This is a genomic window from Rhizobium sullae (assembly GCF_900169785.1).
GTDB lineage: Bacteria > Pseudomonadota > Alphaproteobacteria > Rhizobiales > Rhizobiaceae > Rhizobium > Rhizobium sullae.
Window position 1 is genome coordinate 34,992 of sequence record NZ_FWER01000036.1, and the last position, 22,184, is coordinate 57,175.

At 60.1% G+C, this 22,184-nt stretch carries 20 protein-coding genes; 6 read left to right on the plus strand and 14 right to left on the minus strand.

Going from position 1 to position 22,184, the window contains the following annotated elements:
- Nucleotides 1-23 precede the first annotated feature (23 nt).
- The 8 genes from BN1800_RS26140 to BN1800_RS26175 form a co-directional block, all read right to left on the minus strand.
- A complete protein-coding gene (locus tag BN1800_RS26140; RefSeq protein WP_087001779.1) occupies nucleotides 24-860 on the minus strand; it encodes a carbohydrate ABC transporter permease in 837 nt (278 codons plus the stop codon).
- Nucleotides 857-1,780: a carbohydrate ABC transporter permease gene (locus BN1800_RS26145; protein ID WP_087001780.1), complete on the minus strand. Its 924-nt coding sequence runs from the start codon at nucleotides 1,778-1,780 to the stop codon at nucleotides 857-859. Before BN1800_RS26145 ends, BN1800_RS26140 begins: the two co-directional genes overlap by 4 nt.
- The gene (locus BN1800_RS26150) at nucleotides 1,773-2,936 is read right to left on the minus strand and encodes an ABC transporter ATP-binding protein (protein WP_087001781.1); all 1,164 of its coding nucleotides are present in this window, start codon (nucleotides 2,934-2,936) and stop codon (nucleotides 1,773-1,775) included. The genes BN1800_RS26145 and BN1800_RS26150 overlap by 8 nt, the downstream gene beginning before the upstream one ends.
- Entirely contained in the window at nucleotides 2,933-3,763 is an 831-nt protein-coding gene (locus BN1800_RS26155) for a metallophosphoesterase family protein (protein ID WP_027512541.1), read from the minus strand. Before BN1800_RS26155 ends, BN1800_RS26150 begins: the two co-directional genes overlap by 4 nt.
- A gap of 209 nt (nucleotides 3,764-3,972) precedes the next feature.
- Entirely contained in the window at nucleotides 3,973-4,815 is an 843-nt protein-coding gene (locus BN1800_RS26160) for a metal ABC transporter permease (RefSeq protein ID WP_027512540.1), read from the minus strand.
- A complete protein-coding gene (gene sitC, locus BN1800_RS26165; protein ID WP_027512539.1) occupies nucleotides 4,812-5,669 on the minus strand; it encodes an iron/manganese ABC transporter permease subunit SitC in 858 nt (285 codons plus the stop codon). Before sitC ends, BN1800_RS26160 begins: the two co-directional genes overlap by 4 nt.
- Nucleotides 5,669-6,565: a manganese/iron ABC transporter ATP-binding protein gene (locus BN1800_RS26170; RefSeq protein WP_027512538.1), complete on the minus strand. Its 897-nt coding sequence runs from the start codon at nucleotides 6,563-6,565 to the stop codon at nucleotides 5,669-5,671. Before BN1800_RS26170 ends, sitC begins: the two co-directional genes overlap by 1 nt.
- Complete coding sequence (locus tag BN1800_RS26175) at nucleotides 6,562-7,479, minus strand: metal ABC transporter substrate-binding protein (RefSeq protein WP_087001782.1); 918 nt, start codon at nucleotides 7,477-7,479, stop codon at nucleotides 6,562-6,564. The genes BN1800_RS26170 and BN1800_RS26175 overlap by 4 nt, the downstream gene beginning before the upstream one ends.
- Before the next feature lie 235 nt (nucleotides 7,480-7,714).
- Between BN1800_RS26175 and BN1800_RS26180 the strand changes: the two genes are divergently transcribed.
- The gene (locus BN1800_RS26180) at nucleotides 7,715-8,581 is read left to right on the plus strand and encodes an alpha/beta fold hydrolase (RefSeq protein ID WP_087001783.1); all 867 of its coding nucleotides are present in this window, start codon (nucleotides 7,715-7,717) and stop codon (nucleotides 8,579-8,581) included.
- A gap of 112 nt (nucleotides 8,582-8,693) precedes the next feature.
- Here the strand turns inward: BN1800_RS26180 and minE are convergent, their stop codons facing one another.
- Genes minE through minC form a run of 3 tightly spaced genes read right to left on the minus strand, consistent with a single transcriptional unit; the run spans nucleotide 8,694 to nucleotide 10,521 of the window.
- Nucleotides 8,694-8,954 (minus strand): cell division topological specificity factor MinE, encoded by a 261-nt coding sequence (minE, locus tag BN1800_RS26185; RefSeq protein WP_027512535.1) that lies wholly within the window; start codon nucleotides 8,952-8,954, stop codon nucleotides 8,694-8,696.
- On the minus strand, nucleotides 8,951-9,766 hold the full coding sequence (minD, locus tag BN1800_RS26190) for a septum site-determining protein MinD (protein ID WP_027512534.1): 816 nt from the start codon (nucleotides 9,764-9,766) through the stop codon (nucleotides 8,951-8,953). Before minD ends, minE begins: the two co-directional genes overlap by 4 nt.
- A gap of 32 nt (nucleotides 9,767-9,798) precedes the next feature.
- Nucleotides 9,799-10,521 (minus strand): septum site-determining protein MinC, encoded by a 723-nt coding sequence (minC, locus tag BN1800_RS26195; RefSeq protein ID WP_027512533.1) that lies wholly within the window; start codon nucleotides 10,519-10,521, stop codon nucleotides 9,799-9,801.
- A gap of 231 nt (nucleotides 10,522-10,752) precedes the next feature.
- On the opposite strand from minC, the gene BN1800_RS26200 reads away from it, so the two are divergent.
- The gene (locus BN1800_RS26200; RefSeq protein ID WP_087001784.1) at nucleotides 10,753-13,314 is read left to right on the plus strand and encodes an FAD-dependent oxidoreductase; all 2,562 of its coding nucleotides are present in this window, start codon (nucleotides 10,753-10,755) and stop codon (nucleotides 13,312-13,314) included.
- 28 nt (nucleotides 13,315-13,342) lie between these two features.
- Here BN1800_RS26200 and BN1800_RS26205 read toward each other — a convergent pair whose 3' ends face one another.
- The 3 genes from BN1800_RS26205 to treZ all read right to left on the minus strand — a co-directional run bounded on the left by BN1800_RS26205 (nucleotide 13,343) and on the right by treZ (nucleotide 17,624).
- Nucleotides 13,343-14,173 carry an endonuclease/exonuclease/phosphatase family protein gene (locus BN1800_RS26205; protein WP_027512531.1) on the minus strand — a complete coding sequence of 277 codons (831 nt, stop codon included), beginning with the start codon at nucleotides 14,171-14,173 and terminating at the stop codon, nucleotides 13,343-13,345.
- A 91-nt stretch (nucleotides 14,174-14,264) separates the two neighbouring features.
- Nucleotides 14,265-15,728, minus strand: coding sequence for a phospholipase D-like domain-containing protein (locus tag BN1800_RS26210; RefSeq protein WP_087001811.1), 1,464 nt, complete (start codon nucleotides 15,726-15,728; stop codon nucleotides 14,265-14,267).
- Between the two features lie 75 nt (nucleotides 15,729-15,803).
- The gene (gene treZ, locus BN1800_RS26215; RefSeq protein ID WP_087001785.1) at nucleotides 15,804-17,624 is read right to left on the minus strand and encodes a malto-oligosyltrehalose trehalohydrolase; all 1,821 of its coding nucleotides are present in this window, start codon (nucleotides 17,622-17,624) and stop codon (nucleotides 15,804-15,806) included.
- Nucleotides 17,625-17,752: 128 nt separating this feature from the next.
- Here treZ and BN1800_RS26220 point away from each other — a divergent pair, with 128 nt between their 5' ends.
- The 4 genes from BN1800_RS26220 (at nucleotide 17,753) to BN1800_RS26235 (ending at nucleotide 22,175) form a co-directional block, all read left to right on the plus strand.
- Nucleotides 17,753-18,394: a UdgX family uracil-DNA binding protein gene (locus tag BN1800_RS26220; protein ID WP_087001786.1), complete on the plus strand. Its 642-nt coding sequence runs from the start codon at nucleotides 17,753-17,755 to the stop codon at nucleotides 18,392-18,394.
- Nucleotides 18,395-18,526: 132 nt separating this feature from the next.
- Nucleotides 18,527-18,781, plus strand: coding sequence for a DUF2934 domain-containing protein (locus BN1800_RS26225; RefSeq protein ID WP_087001787.1), 255 nt, complete (start codon nucleotides 18,527-18,529; stop codon nucleotides 18,779-18,781).
- A gap of 335 nt (nucleotides 18,782-19,116) precedes the next feature.
- Nucleotides 19,117-19,287, plus strand: a complete 171-nt coding sequence (locus BN1800_RS41575) for a hypothetical protein (protein ID WP_165928306.1) — start codon at nucleotides 19,117-19,119, stop codon at nucleotides 19,285-19,287.
- Between the two features lie 164 nt (nucleotides 19,288-19,451).
- The gene (locus tag BN1800_RS26235) at nucleotides 19,452-22,175 is read left to right on the plus strand and encodes a hybrid sensor histidine kinase/response regulator (protein ID WP_087001788.1); all 2,724 of its coding nucleotides are present in this window, start codon (nucleotides 19,452-19,454) and stop codon (nucleotides 22,173-22,175) included.
- Nucleotides 22,176-22,184 lie beyond the last annotated feature (9 nt).

Below are 22,184 nucleotides of genomic sequence, written 5' to 3' on the forward strand. Positions count from 1 at the left end.
TCGTTCTCCTGGGTTGCAACCGGTCAGCCTTTGAGACCGGTCATGGTGATGCCCTCGACGAAACGCTTCTGCGCAAGCAAGAAGACGGCAACGAGGGGAAGGGTAATGGTGAGCGTCGCCGCCATCAGCGCGCCGTAATCGTCGCCTGCCTCGGCCGCGCGGAAATACATGAGGCCAAGCGGCGGCGTCGCGTAGTCCTGCTTGCTGATGACGACCAGTGGCCAAAAGAGATCGTTCCAATGTGCGACGACCGAGAAGATCGCGAAAGCCGTCACCGCCGGCCAGGCGTTCGGGACGATGACGCGCGCGACGATGCCGAGTTCCGACATGCCGTCGAGCCGGGCAGCATGGATGAGATCATCCGGCATGGCGCGGAAGAACTGCAGAAACATGAAGATCGCGAAAACCGAAATCGTAAAGGGCGCAACAAGCGCGGCATAGCTGTTGAGCAGCGAGACCCGGTCGAAGGCGACATAGATCGGCAACGCGGTCGCATGGATCGGCACCAGAAGGCCGAGCATGACGAGCACCATCATCATCCGTGCGGCGCGGAAGCGGAGTTTCGCCATGGCATAGGCGCAAGGGATCGCGACGAGCACTTGGAAGAAGAAGATCAACCCGCAGACGACGACCCCGTTCCAGAGCAGCATTCCCATCGGCACACGGCTCAGCGCCTGGGTGAAATTCTGGACATAGTTGAAGTGCTCGGGGATCAGCGACAGAGATGAGGTGAAAATATCGCTCTGCGCCTTGCCGGCGGTCGAGATCATGAAGAGGTAGGGCGCCAGGAAGACAATGGCGCCAAGCGAAAGCAGCGTCAGCCGGATAATTCTGCCGCGGGAAAGAGCACTCGTTGTCATGTGTAATGCACCCGGCGATCAAGAAGGCGATACTGCAGGAACATCAGCACGACGAGGATCAGGAGAAAAACGACCGTCATCGCCGAGGCATAGCCGACGCGCAAATAGACGAAGCCTTCCTGGTAGATGGTGAAGAGCAGCACCTCCGAGGCCTTGTTCGGACCGCCCTCGGTCAGTGTCTTGACCGTCTCGAAGACCTTCACTGCATTGGTGATGCTAATCGTGACAACAAAGAGCGTCGTCGGGCCGAGCATCGGCCAAGTGACCAGGAAGAAACGGTCGACTGCAGATCTGGCACCGTCCACCTCGGCTGCGGCATAAAGTTCACGCGGGATCGCGGTCAGCCCAGCCAGGAAAAGCACCATATTGAAGCCCGCCGATTGCCAGACGCCGATGATCGACAGGCTGTAAAGCACCGTGCCGGAACTGCCGAGCCAGTTCGGACCGGGAAGCCCGGCAAGTGAAAGCAGCGCGTTGAGCGGCCCGATCGTTGGATGGAACATATATTGCCAGACGGTCGCCATCGCGACGATCAGCGAGGCGACCGGCAGGAAATAGGCAGTACGGAAAAAGCTGCGCGCCGTCGTCTCGCTTTCGATCAGCATGGCAATGGCGAGCCCGAGAAAGATCGAGACCGGCGCGACGATCGCCGCGTAAATCGAGGTGTTCCAAAGCGACTTGCGAAAGGTGCGATCGGTGATCAGGTGCGCGTAATTTTCGAAGCCGACGAAACGGAACTGTCCATAGCCGAGCTCGAAGTCGGTGAAGCCGAGTATGATCACGGCAACGACCGGCAGCAGCACGAAGAAGAAAAGCAGCATGATCGCCGGCAGCGCCAGCATCCAGGCGATGCGGGCTTCGCTGCGCCGATGCGCCACAGCCGGATCGCGTGGCATGGCAATGGAGGCGACGCTAGCCATGCGTCTTCTCCCGCTTGGCATCTGCGGCAGCAACGACACTGCCAAGGCGGGAGCCGTCTTCGGCAAAAACCATGGCTCGTTCGGGCAAGAGCTGAAGTCCGACGGGGGCGCCAGTTGCAAGACCGGCGGCCTCCGCAGGCGAAAGCTTGACGATCACCGTCTCGCCGATCGCGTCGAGCCGGCAATAGAGGATGACCTCCGATCCCAGGAATTCGATCCGCTCGATATGTGCGGGAAGCCCGTCATGCCGGCTCTTTGAAAGGTGCACAAACTCCGGGCGGATGGCGACGGTGACACGAGCTTTCGGCTGGGTCATGTTTTTAAGCGTCACGCGAATGCCGCCAAACGTGACGATGCCGGCTTCGGCGATCGCCGGCAGCAGATTGATACGCGGCTGTCCGATGAAGCGGGCAACCTCGATATGGGCTGGATCGTCGTAGATTGCCTGCGGGCTCGCGAGTTGCAGGAGATTGCCGCCGATCATCACGGCGACACGGTCCGCCATCGAAAGAGCTTCCGCTTGGTCGTGCGTGACGTAGACGGTCGGCACGCCGGCGCGGCGATGCAGCTCGACGATCTCGCCGCGGGCATGGACGCGCAGGTTGGCGTCGAGGTTGGAAAGCGGCTCGTCCATCAGGAAGACGCTTGGGTGGCGTACCATGGCGCGGGCGAGCGCCACGCGTTGACGCTGGCCGCCGGACATCTGACCCGGCTTGCGATCAAGCAGATGGTCGATCTTCAACGATTTCGCCATTTCCTTGGCATCGTGGGCAATGCCTGCGCGGATCGCGCGCTGGCCAGGTATCAACGATCCCACGAACGGTAGACGCTGCACCCGCGAAAGCCTGCGCATCGCAAGCGGCACGGCGATATTTTCCGATGCCGTCAGATGCGGATAGAGCGCATAGGATTGAAAAACCATCGCGATATTGCGGTTGGCCGCCGCCACCGCCGACATCTCGCGCCCGCCGATCAAGATCTCGCCCTGATCGGCATGGTCGAGGCCGGCAAGGATGCGCAGCAGCGTGCTCTTGCCGCAGCCGGAGGGACCGACAAGCGCAATGAACTCGCCAGGTCCGGCATCGAGGCTCACGCCCTTGAGGATAAGATTGCCGCCGAAGGACTTCGTGATGCCGCGAAGCGAAAGCGCGCTCATTCGACCGGCTCCTGCGTCTTTGCCGCATGCGGATAGACCTCGTGCACCACCTCGTCGAGCACATGCGCGGTCATGCCGGGAATAGCGACGATGCGGCTTGCGGCATCATCGCCGAGTTCGTGGATAACAGCGCCGATCAGGCGCTCGCCTGGCATCTCGCGCTCCATCTTGTCGATGATGAACGCCGCCGAAGGCCCCCATGTCAGCGCTGTCTGTTCGTAGCGGCCCTGCCAGGCCCAATGCAGATGGCCGCTGGCAAAAAGCGCGACGTCATGTGCCGCGATCAGGTCATAAAGCCGGCGGCGCTGGGACGGCTTGACGCTCCAGTAGCCGGTATCGCCCTCATGCGGCTCATCGACGAAAAGCGGTTTGTGCGCGAAAAGCGCGACGCGGCGGCCACCGCGGTCTTCCAACGCCTTCTGGAGCCATTCGAATTGCGCTTCCTCCTCGTCATCCTCGTGGCCGAGCAGCAGCGAATTGAGACCGGCGAAGCGCCAGGAGCCCGCGTCTTCAAGCCATCGGTCCTCGCCGGCCAGCCGCCGCCAGCGCTGAAGCCGTTCGGCATTCACCGGCTGGCGCGAGCCTGGAAGATCGCCGACATCATGATTGCCTGGAACGATGAGCATCGGGACGGAAACCTGACGCATGAGGTCCATCGAAAAGGAGATGTCCTCATCCTTGTCCGCGCCGTCGACGGTAAGGTCCCCGGTATGGATGATCAGATCGGCAGCCGTTTCTTCGATCCATGTCAGCAGCGGCGCCCAATTGCCGTTGAAATGCGGCTTGTTCGGGCTGAAATGGGTATCGGTGATCTGAATAATTTTCATGGGGTGCTTCTCCAAGTCGCCGGAGCGCCGAACGCCCTTCAGAACGACCGTCGCTTCTTCGCGACCTCTGTAGAAGGCTCCCATGTCAAACAGGCAGCGGTGGTTTTCAGCTGTTTTTCAGTTTTGTCATCGATCCGTCATCGAGCGTCGTGTCTTCGACGTGCCGGAAGAGGCCCTGACAGTCGGCACAGGTTCCAATGTGCGAGGATCTATTGCTGTGCCGTCTCGGATCGCTCCGCCCTTCGGACGGTGGCGGCAAAGGCAGCAGCAAACAAGATGGAAAGCAACAACACGATGGTTGGCGCCGGTGCGCTGTCGATGAAGAACGACAGATAGATTCCGGCAGCCGAGGCGATCATGGCGATAACCACCGACAGGACCAGCATCATGCCGAAGCTGCGCGTCAGCAGGAAGGCGATGGCGCCGGGTGCAATGAGCATCGCGATGGCGAGGATGATTCCGACCGCCTTTAGCGCGCCGACAACGGTAAGCGAGATCAGGCAAAGCAATCCGTAGTGCAGCAGGTTAACGCGAAGGCCGACCGCCTTTGCCTGCGCCGGATCGAAGGCATGCAACAGGAAATCCTTCCACTTGATGCAGATGATACCGGCGGTCAAAGTCGCGATCATCGCCGTTTCGCCGATGTCCCGCCAGCCAACGCCGAGCATGTCCCCGAACAATATGTGATCGAGATGCACCTCGGACTGGATCTTCACGTAAAGCACGAGGCCAAGGCCGAACATGCCGGAAAACACGATACCCATCACCGTGTCCTGCTTGATGCGGCTGTTGTCTTTCAGAAAACCAGTAGCAACGGCGCAAAACATGCCGGCGATGAAGGCGCCGAGCGCAAAAGGGAAGCCAACGATGTAGGCGATGACTACGCCAGGAAAAACCGCATGGGAGATGGCATCGCCAAGCAGCGACCAGCCTTTGATCACAAGAAAACAGGAAAGAAGCGCCGTCGGCACCGCCACAAGCATCGAGATGACCAGCGCATTGATCATGAAGCTGAACTGGAAAGGCATGAACAGCGTCTCGAGGATATTCATTGACTGGCCTCCTGTGCTTCGGCCGCCCTGCGACGCGCCGCCAGCATTCCATGTTTGGGCGCAAGGAGGAATGCGGCGAGGAAGAGGAGGGTCTGCAACACGACGATGATGCCGCCGGTCGCGCCATCCAGGAAATAACTCGCATAGGCACCGACGAAGCTGGTCACTGCGCCAATGACCACTGCGATTGCGAGCAGCCGGGGAAAGCGATCTGTCAGGAGATAGGCAGTGGCACCCGGCGTCACCACCATACAGATGACGAGAAAGGCACCCACCGTCTGGAGGGCGGCGACCGTCGATGCCGAAAGCAGCATGAAGAACATGATCTTGAGCGCAGTGGGGTTGAGGCCGATCGAACGTGCATGGCTCTCGTCGAAGAAGGTGACCATCAGGTCCTTCCATTTGACGAGAAGGATAGCGAGCGAGACGAAACCGATAACGGCGAGCTGGAGCGTGTCCTCCGGCGTGATGGCGAGAATGTTGCCGAGCACGATGGTCTGGATGTTCACCGAGGTCGGCGACAGGGACACCATGAAGAGGCCGAGCCCGAAAAAGGAGGAGAAGATCAGGCCGATAATGGCATCCTCCTTCAGCTTGGTGCGTTGGTTGAGGAAGAGCATCGCGGCGGCGGCAAGGCCGCCGGAGAAGAAGGCGCCGATCGAGAAAGGCAAGCCCAGCATGTAGGCGCCGGCAACACCAGGCACGATGGAATGGGAAAGCGCGTCGCCAATGAGTGACCAGCCCTTGAGCATCAGGTAGCAGGATAAAAACGCGCAGACACCGCCCACCAGAGCCGAAACCCACATGGCATTGAGCATATATTCATAGGTAAACGGCTCGGTAAGGAAGACCATTAGCGCCGGCCCCCATTACCCCTTGGCTCGTGCCCGACGGCCCGGCCATCTTGCATCACAAGCGGGCGTTCGTCGTCGGTCATCACATCAATCGGATGTGACCCGCGGTCGTCAGCCTCGGTCAGCATGAAATGGCGCAGCACGCCGCCAAAAGTCTTCTCGAGGTTTGCCGGAGTGAAAGTCTCGGCAGTCGTGCCGTAGGCGAGGACGGTGCCTTTGATGAGTACGGTGCGGTCGCAGAACTCCGGTACCGAGCCGAGATTGTGGGTGGAGACCAGCATGACCCGGCCTTCGTCGCGCAACTCGCGGAGCAGAACGGTAATCTGGTCTTCGGTCTTGACGTCGACGCCGGTGAAGGGCTCATCGAGCAGGATGACGCGGCCGTCCTGCGCCAGCGCGCGAGCCAGGAAGACCCGCTTCTTCTGCCCGCCCGACAACTCGCCGATCTGGCGCGTGCGCAATTCGCTCATGTTGACGCGTGCGAGTGCCGATGACACGGCAGCGTGATCGGCCGCCTTCGGGATGCGCATCATGCCCATGTGGCCGTAGCGGCCCATCATGACAACGTCCTCGACGAGGACTGGAAAGTTCCAATCCACCTCTTCGCTTTGCGGCACATAGGCGACGAGGTTCTTGCGCAGTGCCTCACCGACCGGCATGCCGAGTATCCTTATGTCGCCCCTGGCAAGGCGCACGAAGCCCATGATCGCCTTGAACAGTGTCGATTTGCCGGAGCCGTTGACCCCGACCAACGCCGTAATCGTGCCCGTCGGGATCTGGAAGCTGGCATCGCGAAGGGCAGTATGGCCGTTGCGATAGGTGACGGTCGCACTGCTCACCGCAATGCCCGATCCCGCATCCGCGGGACGGGCAAGCTTTTTAAGCGGCTCATTCATTGCGACAGGCCTTCGACTAGGCCCTTTTCGACCGTGTCGGAGGTTACGCGGAGCAGATCGATATAGGTCGGCACGGGCCCGTCCTCCTCGCTAAGGGAATCGACATAGAGCACGCCACCGTAATGTACGCCGGTTTCGCGTGCGACCTGCCTGGCCGGCTTGTCGGACACCGTGCTCTCGCTGAAGACGGCAGCGATCTCGTTGGCCTCAACGGCATCGATCACCTTGCGGACCTGTTGTGGTGTTCCCTGCTGGTCGGCATTGATAGGCCAGAGATAGAGTTCCTTCAGGCCAAAGTCACGGGCGAGGTAGGAAAAGGCGCCCTCGCTCGACACCAGCCAGCGCTTGTCGTCCGGAATCTGCTCAAGCTTTTCGCGGATCGGCGTGATGGTCGCCTCAATCTTCTTTTTATAAGCGGCAGCGTTGGCCTCGTAGGCAGCGGCATTCGCCGGATCGTGCTTCACGAAGGCATCGCGGATGTTGTCGACATAGATCAGAGCATTCTTCGGCGACATCCAGGCATGCGGGTTGGGCTTGCCGGAATAAGGCCCTTCGGCAATGCTCATCGGTTCGATGCCTTCGGAGACGACGACGCCCGGAACGTCATAGAGATTGACGAAAAACTTTTCGAACCAGCGCTCAAGGTTAAGCCCGTTCCAGAGGATGAGGCGAGCGCCCTGCGCCCTTTGTATGTCACCGGGTGTCGGGGAGTAATTGTGAATCTCCGCACCCGGCTTGGTGATCGATTCCACGATGGCCGCATCACCCGCCACGTTCTTGGCCATGTCTGCAATAACGGTAAAGGTTGTCACCGCCTTGAACTTCTCCTCAGCCGCTGCCGGTCCCATCGCCGCGACCGACACGATTGCTGCCGCTATCAATCCGGCCAATAGGCGCCCTGCCCGTTTCAACATCCTCACGCTCCTTGCTGCGAATGACTTGCATTACAGTCTTAAGGAAAGGAGTTTATTTTTGCAAGTGCGACTTATTCGCAATTGCAAAATCCGCGGATCAGGTCGCATGGCAGGCATGCAGCGCACCACCGTAGGCGCCGAAGAATCTTGAGCCGGCCATGTCGGATTGAGCAACGGCCTTTCGTCTTATTGTCGGCGTTGATGAAAACGCATGAGACGAAAGGAGAAACACCCCATGTTCCGCACCGCCCTCATCGCCGCAGTCGGCTTGTTTATCGCAGGATCAGCCTTGGCCGAACCCAAGCCGACAGGCGACCGGGTCGAGGTCAACGGCATGCAGATGTATTATGAAGTGTCCGGAGACGGTGACCCGCTGATCGTGCTGCACGGCGCTTATATGAACATCCCGTCCATGGGCGCGATCATCCCCAAGCTCGCCGAAACCCACAAGGTCTACGCGCTCGAATTCCAGGGCCACGGCCGCACCACCGACATCGACCGCCCCATTACCTATCAGAACCTGGCAGACGACGTCGCGGCCTTCATGGACGCGGTCCGCCTCAAGAAGGCGGATGTGTTCGGATATTCCATGGGTGCGGCCGCTGCGCTGCAAGTCGCCGTCCGCCATCCGGAAAAAGTGAACAAACTTGCAGCAGCCTCCGTTGCCTACGATGCCGAGGGCTGGCAGCCGGCGTTCAGGGCCTTCATCCCGCAAATGACGGTGGAAATGTTTGTCGGCATGCCGTTCGCCGACGACTACCGCAAGCTTGCCGCCAATCCCGACGGCTTCCCTGCCCTGGTCAAGAAACTGATCGCCCTCGAGCACGAGCCGATGGCATGGGAGAAGGACGTGAAGTCGCTGAAGATACCGGTGCTGCTCATCTCCGGCGACGCCGATGTTGCAACCCTAGAACATTCGGTTGCCATGTTCCGGTTGCTCGGCGGCGGCGTCATGGGCGATATGGGCAAGCCCCTTCCCGCCTCTCGTCTTGCCGTCATGCCGGCGACGTCACACACCGCCGTCATCAACCAGTCCGACCTGCTGCATGCCTTCATCGAACCTTTCTTGAAGGGCGAGACGCCGAGAGGGATGTTCGAGTAGGAAACGATTGCCTTGGGGCACAATCCTCGCTTACGAAAACCGCCCGGCTCTTGATATCACCGGGCGGCTTCAGGTCTTTACGAGTGCCAGTGAGACGGTTTAGCGGATTGCTTCAAGCCGCCTCTGCAGCTGCTTTCAGCGGGATTTCGACGTCGATTTCCAGGATCGAGACGTGCTCGTTGCGATCCATCTTCACCTGCACCTTATCGGCGTCGAGCTGCACGTGCTTGGCGATGACTTCCAGAATCTCCTCGCGCAGCAGCGACACGAGGTCTGTACCCACCGACGAGCGTTCGTGGGCCAGAAGCACCTGCAGGCGTTCACGCGCCGCGGGTGCGGTTTGCTTTCTGCCGAAAAAACTGAAGATGTTCATGCGGCCCTCCGTCCGAAGATCTTGCCGAAGATGCCTCGCTTTTCGCCCGGAATTGTGATCGGCACATCCTCACCAGCAAGCCGGCGGGCGGCATCGAAATAAGCCATCGCAGGTGCGCTGCGGCTATCGGCGAGTGTCACAGGAGCGCCGATATTGGAGGCGCGCAGAACATCCATGCTTTCGGGAACAATGCCGAGGAGCGGGATGGACAGGATCTCCAAGACGTCGTCGACCTTGAGCATATCGCCCCGTTCCGCCCGGTTGGCGTCGTATCGGGTCAGGAGCAGGTGCTTTTCCATCCGCTCGCCGCGTTCGGCCTTGGCGGTCTTTGCATCCAGCAGGCCGATGATGCGATCTGAATCGCGTACCGACGAGACTTCCGGGTTGGTGACGACGACCGCGACATCGGCGTGGCGCATTGCAAGGGTCGCGCCACGTTCAATGCCCGCCGGACTATCGCAGATGATCCAGTCGAAGTGGCGCTTCAGATCAGCCATGACCCGTTCAACACCTTCCGGGGTCAAGTTGTCCTTGTCCCGCGTTTGCGACGCCGGCAGCAGAAACAGCGTGTCGAGCCTCTTGTCGCGTATCAGCGCCTGCGAGAGCTTGGCGTCACCCTGTATGACGTTGATCAGGTCGTAGACAACCCTTCGCTCCGCGCCCATCACTAGGTCGAGATTCCGCAGCCCGACATCAAAATCGACGACGACCACTTTCTCGTTTCTCTGTGCCAAGGCCCCTCCCAGCGCGGCGGTCGAGGTTGTCTTGCCAACTCCGCCTTTGCCTGAAGTGACGACGATGACTTTCCCCATCTTGCTCTCCTTTGTCCTAGCCGGCTTTCGGCTCAGATAAGTTTCTCTGCCATGATCGTATCGCCTTCGAGCCAGAGCTGGACGGCTTGCCCACGAAGGTGCGAGGCCATGTCTTCGGCGGTCTTGTAAATGCCATCGATCGCAATCAGCTCGGCCTCAAGCTTTCGGCAGAAGATACGCGCGGACGCATTTCCAACCGACCCTGCCATGACTCGACCCCGCAGCGCCCCATAGATATGGACCGACCCTCCAGCGACGATCTCCGAACCCGAGGCAACCGATCCGATGACTGTGACGTCGCCTTCCGGGAAGATCACCGACTGACCGGAACGCACAGGCTCCCGGATCACGATGGATTGTAGTGCCGAACGAATCTCGGCGGCCGCCGGCTTGTTTTGCAGATCGATAACTGGTTCCGCTTTCGGCAGCTCGAAGTCTGAACCGGGACGACCGCCCTTAAGCGCAGGCGGCATGCCCGGCCCAAGGATTGAAGGGCGCCCGCCCTCGATACCCATGATGCTCACATTGCGTCGCGTCAGTTCCGCGATAAGTTCCTTCAGCTGCGACCTGTCGATCTGCAGGTCCGTGACATCAAGAACGACGGGCCGCCCCAGAAAGAATCCGGCTGAACGGGCTGCGAGATCATCCAGCCTCGCCAGCCAATCATCGAAAGGGAGGTCCGGAGAAAGCATGACCGCGAGGAAGGAGCGGCCCTTGATTCGGATCGAGCGAGCGTCTGTTAGCACTTTGGTCATCTGAGTTAAGAAATCGTTGACCATGTCTATCGCCGACATGGTTAACAAACAGTTAACGCGGCGATCGCGAAGGCCTAGATAACATCGGTCCTCAACGGGGGGATGCCAGCGACGCTGAACCTGAACGAAGGATGCTTTTGGCGGATCGCTACATCTTAATGTCGTGGATCGACTGTAGCTGCAAGATCGCGTGTACTAGATTCGGCGCAACAAAATTCGAGGGTGCATGTGATGGCAGAATTTCCAGACAAGGCGAAAGTCGTAATTATCGGGTTGGGCGGCATTGTCGGCGCGTCGATTGCCCATCACCTGATCGAGCGCGGCTGGGACGATATTGTCGGCATCGACAAGTCGGGCATCCCGACCGATATCGGCTCGACGGCACATGCTTCCGACTTCTGTTATACGACCAGCCACGACTATCTGTCGGTCTGGACGACGCAGTACTCCATCGATTTCTACGAGAAGATGGGACACTACGCCCGCATCGGCGGCCTCGAAGTCGCCCGCACCGGCGACGACACCTGGATGGAGGAGATCAAGCGCAAGCTGAGCTCGGCCAAGGCCTTCGGCACACGCGCCCATTACGTCAGCCCCGCCGAGATCAAGGAAAAGTTCCCGCTGATCGAGGAAGAGATGGTCCAGGGCGGCCTGTTCGATCCCGATGCTGGCCTTGTCATCCCGCGCTCGCAGACGGTTGCCGGCAAGCTGGTCGATGCCGGCGAGAAGGTCGGCAAGCTCAAGGCCTTCGCCAATACGCCGGCCAAGTCGCTGATCGTCGAGAACGGCCGCATCAAGGGCGTCGTCACTCATCGCGGCACGATCATGGCCGATCACGTCATCGTCTGCGCCGGCCTGTGGGGCCGTCTGGTCGCAGAGATGGTCGGCGAGGACCTGCCGGTCATGCCGGTCGACCATCCGCTCACCTTCTTCGGCCCCTACAACGCGTTCGAAGGCACAGGCAAAGAAATCGGCTTCCCGCTTTTGCGCGACCAGGGCAACTCCGCCTATATGCGCGACACCGGCGACCCGAAGACCACCGAGGGCGGCCAAATCGAATGGGGTTACTACGAGCAGACCAGTCCGCGCATGTGCCATCCCCGCGAGCTGCTCGAAAAGCATGAGGCGCGCCTGTCGCCCTCGCAGCGCGACCTCGAAATGGATGAGATTATCGCGCCGCTCGAGCGCGCCATGGAGCTCACCCCGATCCTCGGCGAACTCGGCTATAACGAAAGCCATTCCTTCAACGGCCTGCTGCAGGTTTCCGCCGCCGGCGGCCCGTCCTGCGGCGAGAGCCAGAAGGTGCGCGGCCTCTGGTACTGCGTCGCCATCTGGGTCAAGGATGGTCCCGGCTATGGCAAGCTGATCGCCGACTGGATGACCGACGGCCGCACCGGGATCGACCACGCCAGCATCGACTATTCACGCTTCTACGCGCACCAGCTGACGGAACAGTTCATCGAGGACCGTTGTTTTGAGGCCGCCCAGAAGATCTATTTCCCGGCCGTTCATACGCGCGAGCCCTATGCCACCAGCCGCGACGTCAAGCACTCGCCCTTTTACGAGCGCGAAGTCGAGCTCGGCGGCTATTTCATGGAGCTTGGCGGCTGGGAGCGCGCCCATGGCTACAGAGCCAACGAGCACCTGCTTGAGAAGTACGGCGATCGCGTGCCGGTGCGCGAAAACGAATGGGACGGCCGCCACTTCTGGCGCGTCTCCAATGCCGAGCACCTGGCGATGAGCGAGGATTGCGGCATCGTCAACCTAAGCCACTTCTACATGTTCGACGTCGAAGGGCCTGATCATGTCGAGCTGATGGAGTGGGTCTGCGCCGCAAAGATCGGCGGCGACGCCAACATCGGCAAGGGCATCTACACGCACTTCCTCGACGACGAGGGCATGGTGCGCGCCGATCTGACGGTCATCCGTATGGCCGACCGCTGCCGTGTGATCGACGGGGCGGACGCAGGCCCGCGCGATTTCCACTACCTCAAGCGGATTGCCGAGGATAAGGGCTTCAACGTTACCGTCACCGACGTCTCCGAAAAATACGTCACCATCGGCATCTGGGGGCCGAACGCCCGCGCCACGCTGAAGAAGGTCGTCGCCGATCCGGCGGCCCTCGATCCGGAAAACTTCGCCTTCGCCGCGATCAAGCCGATCGAGATCGCCGGCAGGCACGTCACCGCCTTCCGCATTTCCTATGTCGGCGAGCAGGGCTGGGAGCTGCACATGAAGTACGAGGATGGCCTTGCCGTCTGGGATGCGTTGCGCGCGACTGGCGTCATGGCCTTCGGCGTCGAGACCTATGCCAACAGCCGTCGCATGGAAAAGAGCCTGCGCCTGCAGAATGCCGACCTCATCACGCAGTACAATCTCATCGAAGCCGGCCTCGCCCGTCCGAAGGTCAAGGAGGCCGATTTCCGCGGCAAGGCCAGGCATCTCGAATATAAGGCCCGCGAGCACCAGCCGGCGATGCTCTGCACGCTGGTGATGACCGATAACATCGACAGCAAAGGCGTCGCGCGCTATCCGGTCGGCACGCTGCCGGTCATGGATCCGGAAACCGGCGAGACCCTTGTCGACGAGCTCGGCCGCCGCTCCTACACGACGTCGATCGCCTATGGCCCGACAATCGGCAAGAACATCGCGCTCGCCTACCTGCCCTGGTCCCATGCCCAGGAAGGCCGCAAGCTCGTCATCGAATACTTCGGTGAGACTTATCCGGTCGACGTCGCAGCTGTCGGCTACAGGCCGCTCTACGATCCGGAAAATTTGAAACCCCGGAGCTGATATCAAAAATGAGCAGGTGGATGGGGGATCAGGCGGACGCCGTCAGCTCTTCCACCCTCTTCAGGTTGAGAACCGCCTTGATCGGCAAGTGATCGGAGGCGACGCGCGCAAGTGGCGTATCATGCGCCTCGACGTTCGTCAGCACACCTTTCCGGTTCGACATGATGCGGTCGAGCGCCAAGATCGGCAGACGAGCTGGGAAGCTTGCGACCGCAAGAGGCTGCGCCTCGAAGGCGGATTGAAGCGTGTTAAGCGACGAACGATCGCCGAGCCGCCATTCGTTGAGGTCGCCGAGCAGGACCGTCGTCACCTCGCTCCGATCCGCCATCAGATCGACCAGCATCTGCGCCTGCCGCGCACGTGAGTGCCGCAGAAGCCCGAAATGGGCGGCAATGATCCGAAGCTCTCCGCCATTTTCCAGTTCGAGTTCCGCAACCAGCGCGCCGCGCGGTTCAAGGCCCGGCAGTTTGATCTGGTGCACGTCGCGTACCAGGCCTTTCTTGAAGAGCACGACATTGCCGTGCCAGCCATGCGCCTTCGACATGCCCGAGACCGGAACCGGAATAAGTGCCGTCTCGCGCTCCAGCCGCGCCAGATCGAGGATGCCGGTCCGCTCCCCGAAGCGCGTGTCGGCCTCCTGCAAGGCAATCACGTCAGCGCCGATCTCGTGGATCACCCGGCTTGTTCGCTCGGGATCGCAACGCCTGTCGGCACCGACGCATTTATGGACATTGTAGGAGGCGATCAGTGTACCTTCCGCCCGGGGCTTTGCAGCCGCAAGCACGGCATCCAACCGCTTTTTGCGGTTACGGATCGACGCGAGAATGTTGGCGGGCAGGCTGTCTTTCCTGGCAAGCATCGGAGTTTACGCGCGCTCCGTTGGTCGAAATCGGCTCTGATTTGGCAGTATAGGCCCACAGGTAAAACTTGCCATGTCCGATCCGAGAAAATCAAAGATAGGGCGAACCCAGCCACAGAAATTTTTCGACAAGCCGCACCAGGAAGGGCCGCCCCTGGAGGCTCTCCAAGGTCACCGGTGCTGCAGATTTCAGCATCCCGTCGATATGTTCGTCGATCTCCGCCGCAAACCCCTCGTTCAGAACTTCGAGATCCACCTCGAAGTTCAGCCTGAGCGAGCGCGGATCAAGATTGGACGAACCGACATAGGCCCAGACCCCGTCAATCGTCATCAGCTTGGAATGGCTGAAGCTGCCGGTCGAGCGCCATATGCGGCAGTAGTTCTTGAGGATCTGGTCGAACTGCGCCGTCATCGCCCGGTCAACGAGAACGAGATTGTTGACGGCCGGCACGACGATATCGACCTCGACGCCGCGCCGAGCGGCAGTTGTCAGCGCGCTGATCAGTTCACGATCGGGCAGGAAATAAGGTGACATGATGCGGATTGATTTCCGCGCGACAGAAAAGGCGCCTATCAGCATCTTATGGTTCGTCTCGACGCTGCGGTCCGGTCCGGAGGCAACGACGCGCATGAAGACCGGATCGCCCGGTTGGCGTTCGGGCGCATCGACCCGCCACGCGTCCGCGCTTAGAATCTCACCTGTCGTAAAGCGCCAATCCTCGGCCGCGACATCGAAGAGATCGGCAACCACGGAGCCGGTTACGGAGAAATGCGTATCGCGTGCAAAATCATCGCCCGTCATCGCGTAGCTGAAGCCCTGTCGGATATTCATACCGCCCGTCAGCGCGAGACGCCCGTCGGCAATCAGAATTTTTCGGTGAGTGCGGAGATTTGCATAAGGCAGCCGCAGGCCCATGATGACATTGCCGTTGAAGACCGAAACCGTCACCCCGCCATCAGCGAGATAGCCGAGAATGCTGGGCACGGAATAGCGCGCGCCGACAGCGTCGATCAGCACGCGGACCTCGATGCCACGTTTTGCCGCCGCAATCAGCGCATCGGCAATCTGGAGGCCGATCTTGTCGCGATCGAAAATATAGGTTTCAAGCAGAACACTCCGCCCGGCCCCGTCGATCGCAGCCTTCATCGCCGCATAGGCATCGTCGCCCGTTTCCAGCATGTCGATCGTATTGCCGGTGGTGAGCGGATAGCGGGCAACGCGATCGCCAAGCGTCTGCAATGCTGCAAAGCGCCGTCCATAAGCGCTGATGATCCTCTCCGGCTCCGCATCGAAACTCTCGAGTTCGTCAAGGTCGGCTGCCGGCAGCAGGGCATCGCGACGGAGACTCAGGGATTTCCGGCGGATGCGATTGATGCCGGCGATCGCATAAAGTACCGCGCCGACAATCGGCGAGAGGATGATGACGCCGACCCAGCCGATTGCAGCGCGTACCTCCTCCTTCGTCATGGCGGCATGGATCGCCGCGGCGGCTCCCATCGCGAGCGAAATGACGAAAAGGATATGCGCCCAGTAGGTCGATATGAGATAAAACATTAGAAGAAGATATAGCTGCAAAACGGCGGCGTTCAATTCGCCGCCGCTCGCCTGAAGCGCGAAATTTTCGTGCTCCTATTTTGCCAGCTTGGGATCGAGCGCAACCACCACCGAATGGGCAGCGAGTTTGCCTTCGCCCGGCTCGCCGCGAGGCAGCAGATCGAAGATGACTGCACCTTCGAAAGGGGGTAGCGGAAGACGACGGTCGCTCAGATTGGCTCGAAGTTCCAGCTTGCTGCCGCCGAAGGTCCAGTTGACAGCCAGCACGCCATCGACGCTTTCCAACGCCGCGCTTGTGATCCGGCCGGGTCTCTTCAGCAATGGCACGACATACTTGTGCCGCAGACCGATAAGCTCTCGTACATAGGCCTTCCGTCGTCTACCTTCATCGCTGTCGGAACGCTCCCATCGAAGCTTCGAATGCTCGAACGTAGAGATCGCATTTGGATCCGGCAGATCGCCGGCTGTCTTGCCGTCCTTCAAACCGCCAAAGCCTTCCGCCTCTGCCATCCGCCCTCTGCGGACGATCTCGCCGAGTTCGCCGGTGTAGTCGCAGAAGAAGTGGAACGGCTGCGTCTCGCCATAATCCTCGCCCATAAAGAGGAAGGGGATCTGCGGCGATAGAAGCAGAACCGCCGTCAGCATCTCTGTCATGCCGGGATGCGCAAGGCTGATCAAGCGCTCGCCGAAAGCGCGATTACCCACCTGATCGTGATTCTGGAGAAAATTGATAAAGGCCACGGGTGGCAAATAGACGCGGTCATCCTTCGGCAGCTCAGGCGGATCGCCGCGGTCCGGATAGACGAAGCCGTGCTGCATCGAAAGCTTCGTCTTTTCCCAGAGGTCGGATGCGAAGGGCTTATAGTGGCCGGCTGTTTCGCCGGTTGCGATGATATGAGCGACATGGTGGAAGTCGTCGTTCCACTCCGCGGTAAAGGTCTTCACTCTCCCGCGGTCGTCGCGCTCCAGCAGGCTTACGAGATTGCGTTGATCCTCGACGACGAGATGCACTTCGCGATCGACAAAGGCGTCGCGTACTTCCGTCGACAGCTGCGCGAGGATGTGGCGTTTCGAGGTATCGTAAATCTGCTCCACGGCGTCGAGCCGCAGGCCGTCGAGCTGGAACTCGCCGATCCAATAAAGCGCATTTTCGATGAAGTAACGCCGCACCGGCTCCTGCCCGAAATCGATCGCGGCACCCCACGGCGTATTGCGACCGGCGTGGAAAAATTCCGGCGCATAGCCGTGCAGGTAGTTTCCATCCGGACCGAAATGATTGTAGACGACGTCGAGCAGCACCACCAGACCGTGGCCATGCGCGGCGTCGATGAATGCCTTGAAATCGGCCGGCGTACCGTAAGCCGAATGCGTCGCATAATGCAGCACGCCGTCATAACCCCATCCGCGCTTTCCGGAAAATTGCGCGACGGGCATCACCTCGATTACCGTGAAACCCATCCCAGCCAGGTGACCGAGCTTTTCGGCGGCCGCCTTGAAGGTGCCCTCTCTGGTGAAAGTGCCGATATGGATTTCGCTGATCACCGCCTCTTCCCAGGGCCTGCCCTTCCAGCCGGTATTCATCCAGCGGTAGGAAGGATCAACGATCAGCGACGGGCCGTGCACATCGCCGGCCTGCGCCCGAGAGGCAGGATCGGGCACCGCCTTGCCATCCGAAAGGACGAAGGCGTAGGCGTCGCCACCCCTTGCTTCCGCAACGGTCAGCTCGAACCAGCCGCCGTCAGAGCGGTTCATCGGCCGATCCTTGCCGGAGCAGCGAAGCCTCATCTCCTTTTGCCGCGGCGCCCAGATCCGAAAACGGACACCATCCGCGCCAATCTCGGCACCCCAGCTCTTTCGAATTCCTGCAATAGAGTCGACTTTCGAAACCTGATTCATGCATATCCCCTGACTGGCTTGGATGTCTCGAACACTCCTTCAAATCCATGAATGCTGCGCTTGTTCCCCGCGCCGGAACAAACGCCTTGCCGATCGGTTGAGGCAGAAGACTGGAGAAGGAAGCGCTTATGAACATCGCGCCCAAATTTGGCCCGGCTTTCGAACTGGAAACGGCAGACGCCAAAGGCCTCGATGACCTGAAACTTCAGGCCGAAACCTGCACGCGCTGCGACCTCTACAAGAACGCCACGCAGCTCGTTTTCGGCGAAGGCCCGCGTACGGCCGACATTGTGCTGGTCGGCGAACAGCCGGGCGACAGGGAAGACCTGGCGGGCAAACCTTTCGTCGGTCCCGCCGGACGTCTGCTTGATCAGTGTCTCGAAGAGGCGGGCGTCGACCGGTCCCGCTGCTACGTCACCAATGCCGTCAAGCACTTCAAATTCGAGCCGCGCGGCAAGCGGCGCATGCATTCCAAGCCGAATGCCGGAGAAATCCAGCGTTGCGCATGGTGGCTCGGCGCCGAGCTTGAGATCCTGCAGCCGAAACTGGTTGTCGCGCTGGGCGCTACGGCACTTTATTCGCTGCTTGGTCCCAAAGTGAAGGTCACCGCCGAGCGCGGCCATGTTCTTCAGCCGGCAAACCATCCGCCCGTTCTGGTGACCATCCACCCGTCGTACCTTCTGCGCATTCGCGACAAGGAAGACGCCAACATAAACCGCGCGAATTTCGTCAAGGATTTGACGAATGCCACGGCATTTCAGACCAACTGACGGGGCGTTTATGCTGCGGCGCAAATAATATTTTGCACTGTGTCAAAATTCTTCTTGAATATCGCCTGTTCCTCTGGAACCATCCCCCCAGTCTAGCGTTTGGCTGCGGGATGATGTGACTGGAGATCAGCGATGACAGAAACTCGGGAAGAGTGGATTAAAAAACGTGCATACGCCCTTTGGGAAGAAGAGGGGCATCCTACCGGACGCGATTCCATACATTGGGAGCAGGCGAGAAAAGAGCGCGAAAAGCTCGAACGCTCTGCTGCGTCCAAGGACGGCAATGAAGTCAAGACTAGGACCAAACGCACGGCAGCCGCTGGGACCAAAAGCAACGGCACCGTGAAACCGGCTCCCAAGCGCGCCGTCAGCCGCAAGTCAGTCTGAGCGCATTCATACCGAAACTCCTACCTCGTGTGGACGCTGCAAGGGCAGCGCCTCCGGAAAGTGTTGTCATATGTTTGAATTAGTTGCGCTTTATGGTGTTTATAAAGTGCAGATGGCACTGACATGAGGAATAGATCGGGCCGAATGACCACCATAGCGGGGCACCTTCGAAAAAAGGCGGCAAAATGGCCACGAGTGGCGGAACCAATTTTCGCTTCGGCTGTTAACGGCGAAAGTGGGAGGCTTGTCATGAACAGAGGTTATTTCGACGCCATTCTCGTTTCCCTTGTCGTAGCAGGCTGCTACATGTTCTTGACGCCGATGTGAGAGCGGAGATGCTGATCTTATCCCTCGCCGCCTTTCTCTATCTGGTTCTGGCCCTCGGCCTCGTCGTCGCGATCGACAATATGGTTGGTTTTGTATTCCCCGAAACCCGTTCCCGTTCCAGCCGCTTCTTTAATTTCAGCAAGGCATTCACCGGCTCTCAATGGCTCCATCGCAAATAGCAAAAGCGAAAGTTTGGATAAGTGACGACGGCCTCCGGTGCCGTTAAGCTTATTTCCGACCTGCCCTTCCCGAAATCTCCCAAGCCTCTATTTTGCCTTTCGCAGGTGGGCTGAATTCCCGTGCGATTCACATCGTTTGCGGTCTGATCATGAAAGCGGTTGGAATGACCCGGCTCGAAGACGGCGTTTGGCCGAGGGGTGGCGGCAGCATCGGCGATGTATTGCGGAATTCCGGCTTTAGCGGCTGCAGCCTGGGCCCGGTCAAGAGCTGGCCCGCTTCTCTCAGGCATATCGTCGAGCTCGTTCTGAATTCGCGGCAGGCGAATTTTGTCGTCTGGGGGCCGGAGCTTGCCTTCATCTACAATGACGCCTATGTGCCGATTTTCCCTGAACGTCATCCGGGCGCGCTTGGCAAACCCTTCGCCGAAGTCTGGAGCGATATCTGGCCGCAATTCGAGCCGATCGTCCGCGCCGCACTCCAGGGAGAATCCCAGCTCTTCGAGGAATTGCTGATTCCGATGCGCCGGGACGGTCGCATCGAGGACACGTGGTTCACCTTCTCCTACACGCCGCTTCGCGACGAAGCAGGAGCTATTGCAGGCCTGCTTTGTGCAACCATGGAAGTTTCAGCGCAAGTCATCGCCAAACGCCGCGAGCGTCACGCGCTCGAGGAGTTGCGGTTGAAATCCGAGGCGCTTTCGATCGTCAATGCAGCAGGTGCTGCAATCACGGCCGAACTCAATGTCGACCGTTTAACAAAGATTGCTGTCGATGCCGGCGTCGCGCTGACGGGCGCGGAATTCGGCGCGTTCTTTTACAATGTCGATGACGGCGAAGGCGGGAGCTACATGCTCTATGCACTTTCGGGTGTCGACCGCAAGAACTTCGACAAATTCCCGATGCCGCGCAATACCAAGGTCTTCGCGCCGACCTTTAGCGGCGAGTGTGTCGTGCGTTCCGACGACATTCTGCTCGATCCACGCTACGGACAGAACGCTCCGTATTCCGGCATGCCGATGGGTCATCTTCCGGTTCGAAGCTATCTCGCTGTACCGGTGAAATCCCGAAGCGGTGCAGTGATCGGCGGCCTCTTCTTCGGCCATGCGCAGCCCGGCCGCTTTACGGATGCGGCCCAGGCAAGTCTTGTCAGCCTCGCCGGCCAGGCGGCTGTCGCGATCGACAACGCCCGGCTGCTGCGCGCAGGCGAATTGGAGATCGCCCGGCGCAGCAGCATCGAAGATAAGCTCCGCAAGCTCAACGAAACGCTGGAAATGCGTGTTGCAAGCGAGATCGCGGAGCGCCAGCAGACGGAGGCTGCTCTTCAGCAGTCACAGAAGATGGAATCGATCGGCAAGCTCACGGGCGGGGTGGCCCATGACTTCAACAATCTGCTGCAGGTGATCTCCGGCAATCTCCAGCTCCTCGGGAAGGACATCTCGAACGACGGCCGCGCCAAGGAGCGGATTTCCAATGCGCTTGCCGCTGTAGAACGCGGCTCACGGCTTGCAAGCCATTTGCTCGCCTTCGGCCGCCGTCAGCCGCTGGAGCCGAAGGTCGTCAACATAGGCCGCCTCGTTGCGGGCATGGATGACATGCTTCGCCGCGCGCTGGGCGAGGAGATCGAAGTCGAGACCATGGTCTCCGGCGGCCTTTGGAACACCTTCGCCGATCCGATCCAGATCGAAAATGCTCTTCTCAATCTCGCCATCAATTCGCGGGACGCAATAGAAGGGTCCGGTAAGCTGACGGTCGAAGTCGGCAATGCGTTTCTCGACGATTCCTATAGCCGGACCCATCCGGAGGTGACTGCGGGCCAGTATGTCGTGCTCGCGGTCACCGACACCGGATCCGGAATGACGCCGGAGGTCATGGCGCAAGCCTTCGAACCCTACTTCTCCACCAAACCCGAGGGCCGGGGCACCGGCCTTGGGCTTTCGATGGTCTACGGCTTTGTCAAGCAATCGGGCGGGCATGTGAAGATTTACAGCGAGGTCGGCGAAGGTACAACGGTCAAGCTTTATCTGCCCCGTTCGTTCCAGACCGAGGACCGCGTCGCCAATAACGAGGCGGCGCCACCGGCCGGCGGTACGGAAACCATCCTCGTTGCAGAGGACGACGAGGGCGTGCGTGCCACTGTCGTCGAGATGCTGAGTGACCTCGGCTATCACGTGCTGAAGGCCCGCGATGGGCAGAGTGCGCTCACCGTCCTCGAAAGCGGTGCGCATATCGACTTGCTGTTCACCGACGTCGTCATGCCCGGCCCGCTGAAGAGCCCCGAACTCGCGCGCATGGCCCGTGAACGCCTGCCGAACATCGCGGTTCTCTATACGTCCGGCTATACGGAGAACTCGATCGTCCACGGCGGCCGCCTTGATCCCGGCCTCGAACTTGTCTCGAAGCCCTATACGCGCGACGCGCTTGCCCGGAAGATCCGCCATGTGCTTGCCGGCAGCGCCTCGCGCCGCCAGGCAACAACCGGACCGGGCCCTGCGCCAGGCACGACGTCGCGCGAAGGCACGCACGACAGAACCAGGTTGTTGCTGGTGGAGGACGATGCATTCATTCGCATGGACATGGCCGAGATACTTCAGGATCTCGGCTACGATGTGATCGACGCCGAAAGCGGCGAGCAGGCCGTCGAGATCCTGACGCATACGGCAGTCGATATCATCGTCGCCGATGTCGGCCTGCCGGGAATGTCGGGGCCTGCTTTCGCCGCGAAGGCGAGAGAGATATTTCCATCCGTGGGACTGGTCTTTGCGACTGGAAACAACCACCTTCCGGATGCAAGCCGCTTCTCAGGCTCGGTTCTGCTTCTGAAGCCGTTCAGCAGTTCGGCCCTCGACCAGGCGGTGAAGACCGCCTTCAGGCAGAGGCCTATCGCTTAGCTTCCACCC

What these genes read in the sequence shown, in the direction of transcription:
- BN1800_RS26160 (WP_027512540.1), bottom strand. Translation starts at nt 4,815, where the DNA reads ATGAATATCCTCGAGACGCTGTTCATGCCTTTCCAGTTCAGCTTCATG.
- BN1800_RS26145 (WP_087001780.1), bottom strand. Translation starts at nt 1,780, where the DNA reads ATGGCTAGCGTCGCCTCCATTGCCATGCCACGCGATCCGGCTGTGGCG.
- BN1800_RS26155 (WP_027512541.1), bottom strand. Translation starts at nt 3,763, where the DNA reads ATGAAAATTATTCAGATCACCGATACCCATTTCAGCCCGAACAAGCCG.
- BN1800_RS26235 (WP_087001788.1), top strand. Translation starts at nt 19,452, where the DNA reads ATGACCCGGCTCGAAGACGGCGTTTGGCCGAGGGGTGGCGGCAGCATC.
- BN1800_RS26140 (WP_087001779.1), bottom strand. Translation starts at nt 860, where the DNA reads ATGACAACGAGTGCTCTTTCCCGCGGCAGAATTATCCGGCTGACGCTG.
- BN1800_RS26170 (WP_027512538.1), bottom strand. Translation starts at nt 6,565, where the DNA reads ATGAATGAGCCGCTTAAAAAGCTTGCCCGTCCCGCGGATGCGGGATCG.
- minE (WP_027512535.1), bottom strand. Translation starts at nt 8,954, where the DNA reads ATGAACATCTTCAGTTTTTTCGGCAGAAAGCAAACCGCACCCGCGGCG.
- BN1800_RS26205 (WP_027512531.1), bottom strand. Translation starts at nt 14,173, where the DNA reads ATGCTTGCCAGGAAAGACAGCCTGCCCGCCAACATTCTCGCGTCGATC.
- treZ (WP_087001785.1), bottom strand. Translation starts at nt 17,624, where the DNA reads ATGAATCAGGTTTCGAAAGTCGACTCTATTGCAGGAATTCGAAAGAGC.
- minC (WP_027512533.1), bottom strand. Translation starts at nt 10,521, where the DNA reads ATGACCAAAGTGCTAACAGACGCTCGCTCGATCCGAATCAAGGGCCGC.
- minD (WP_027512534.1), bottom strand. Translation starts at nt 9,766, where the DNA reads ATGGGGAAAGTCATCGTCGTCACTTCAGGCAAAGGCGGAGTTGGCAAG.
- BN1800_RS26225 (WP_087001787.1), top strand. Translation starts at nt 18,527, where the DNA reads ATGACAGAAACTCGGGAAGAGTGGATTAAAAAACGTGCATACGCCCTT.
- BN1800_RS41575 (WP_165928306.1), top strand. Translation starts at nt 19,117, where the DNA reads ATGCTGATCTTATCCCTCGCCGCCTTTCTCTATCTGGTTCTGGCCCTC.
- BN1800_RS26150 (WP_087001781.1), bottom strand. Translation starts at nt 2,936, where the DNA reads ATGAGCGCGCTTTCGCTTCGCGGCATCACGAAGTCCTTCGGCGGCAAT.
- BN1800_RS26180 (WP_087001783.1), top strand. Translation starts at nt 7,715, where the DNA reads ATGTTCCGCACCGCCCTCATCGCCGCAGTCGGCTTGTTTATCGCAGGA.
- sitC (WP_027512539.1), bottom strand. Translation starts at nt 5,669, where the DNA reads ATGGTCTTCCTTACCGAGCCGTTTACCTATGAATATATGCTCAATGCC.
- BN1800_RS26200 (WP_087001784.1), top strand. Translation starts at nt 10,753, where the DNA reads ATGGCAGAATTTCCAGACAAGGCGAAAGTCGTAATTATCGGGTTGGGC.
- BN1800_RS26220 (WP_087001786.1), top strand. Translation starts at nt 17,753, where the DNA reads ATGAACATCGCGCCCAAATTTGGCCCGGCTTTCGAACTGGAAACGGCA.
- BN1800_RS26210 (WP_087001811.1), bottom strand. Translation starts at nt 15,728, where the DNA reads ATGTTTTATCTCATATCGACCTACTGGGCGCATATCCTTTTCGTCATT.
- BN1800_RS26175 (WP_087001782.1), bottom strand. Translation starts at nt 7,479, where the DNA reads ATGTTGAAACGGGCAGGGCGCCTATTGGCCGGATTGATAGCGGCAGCA.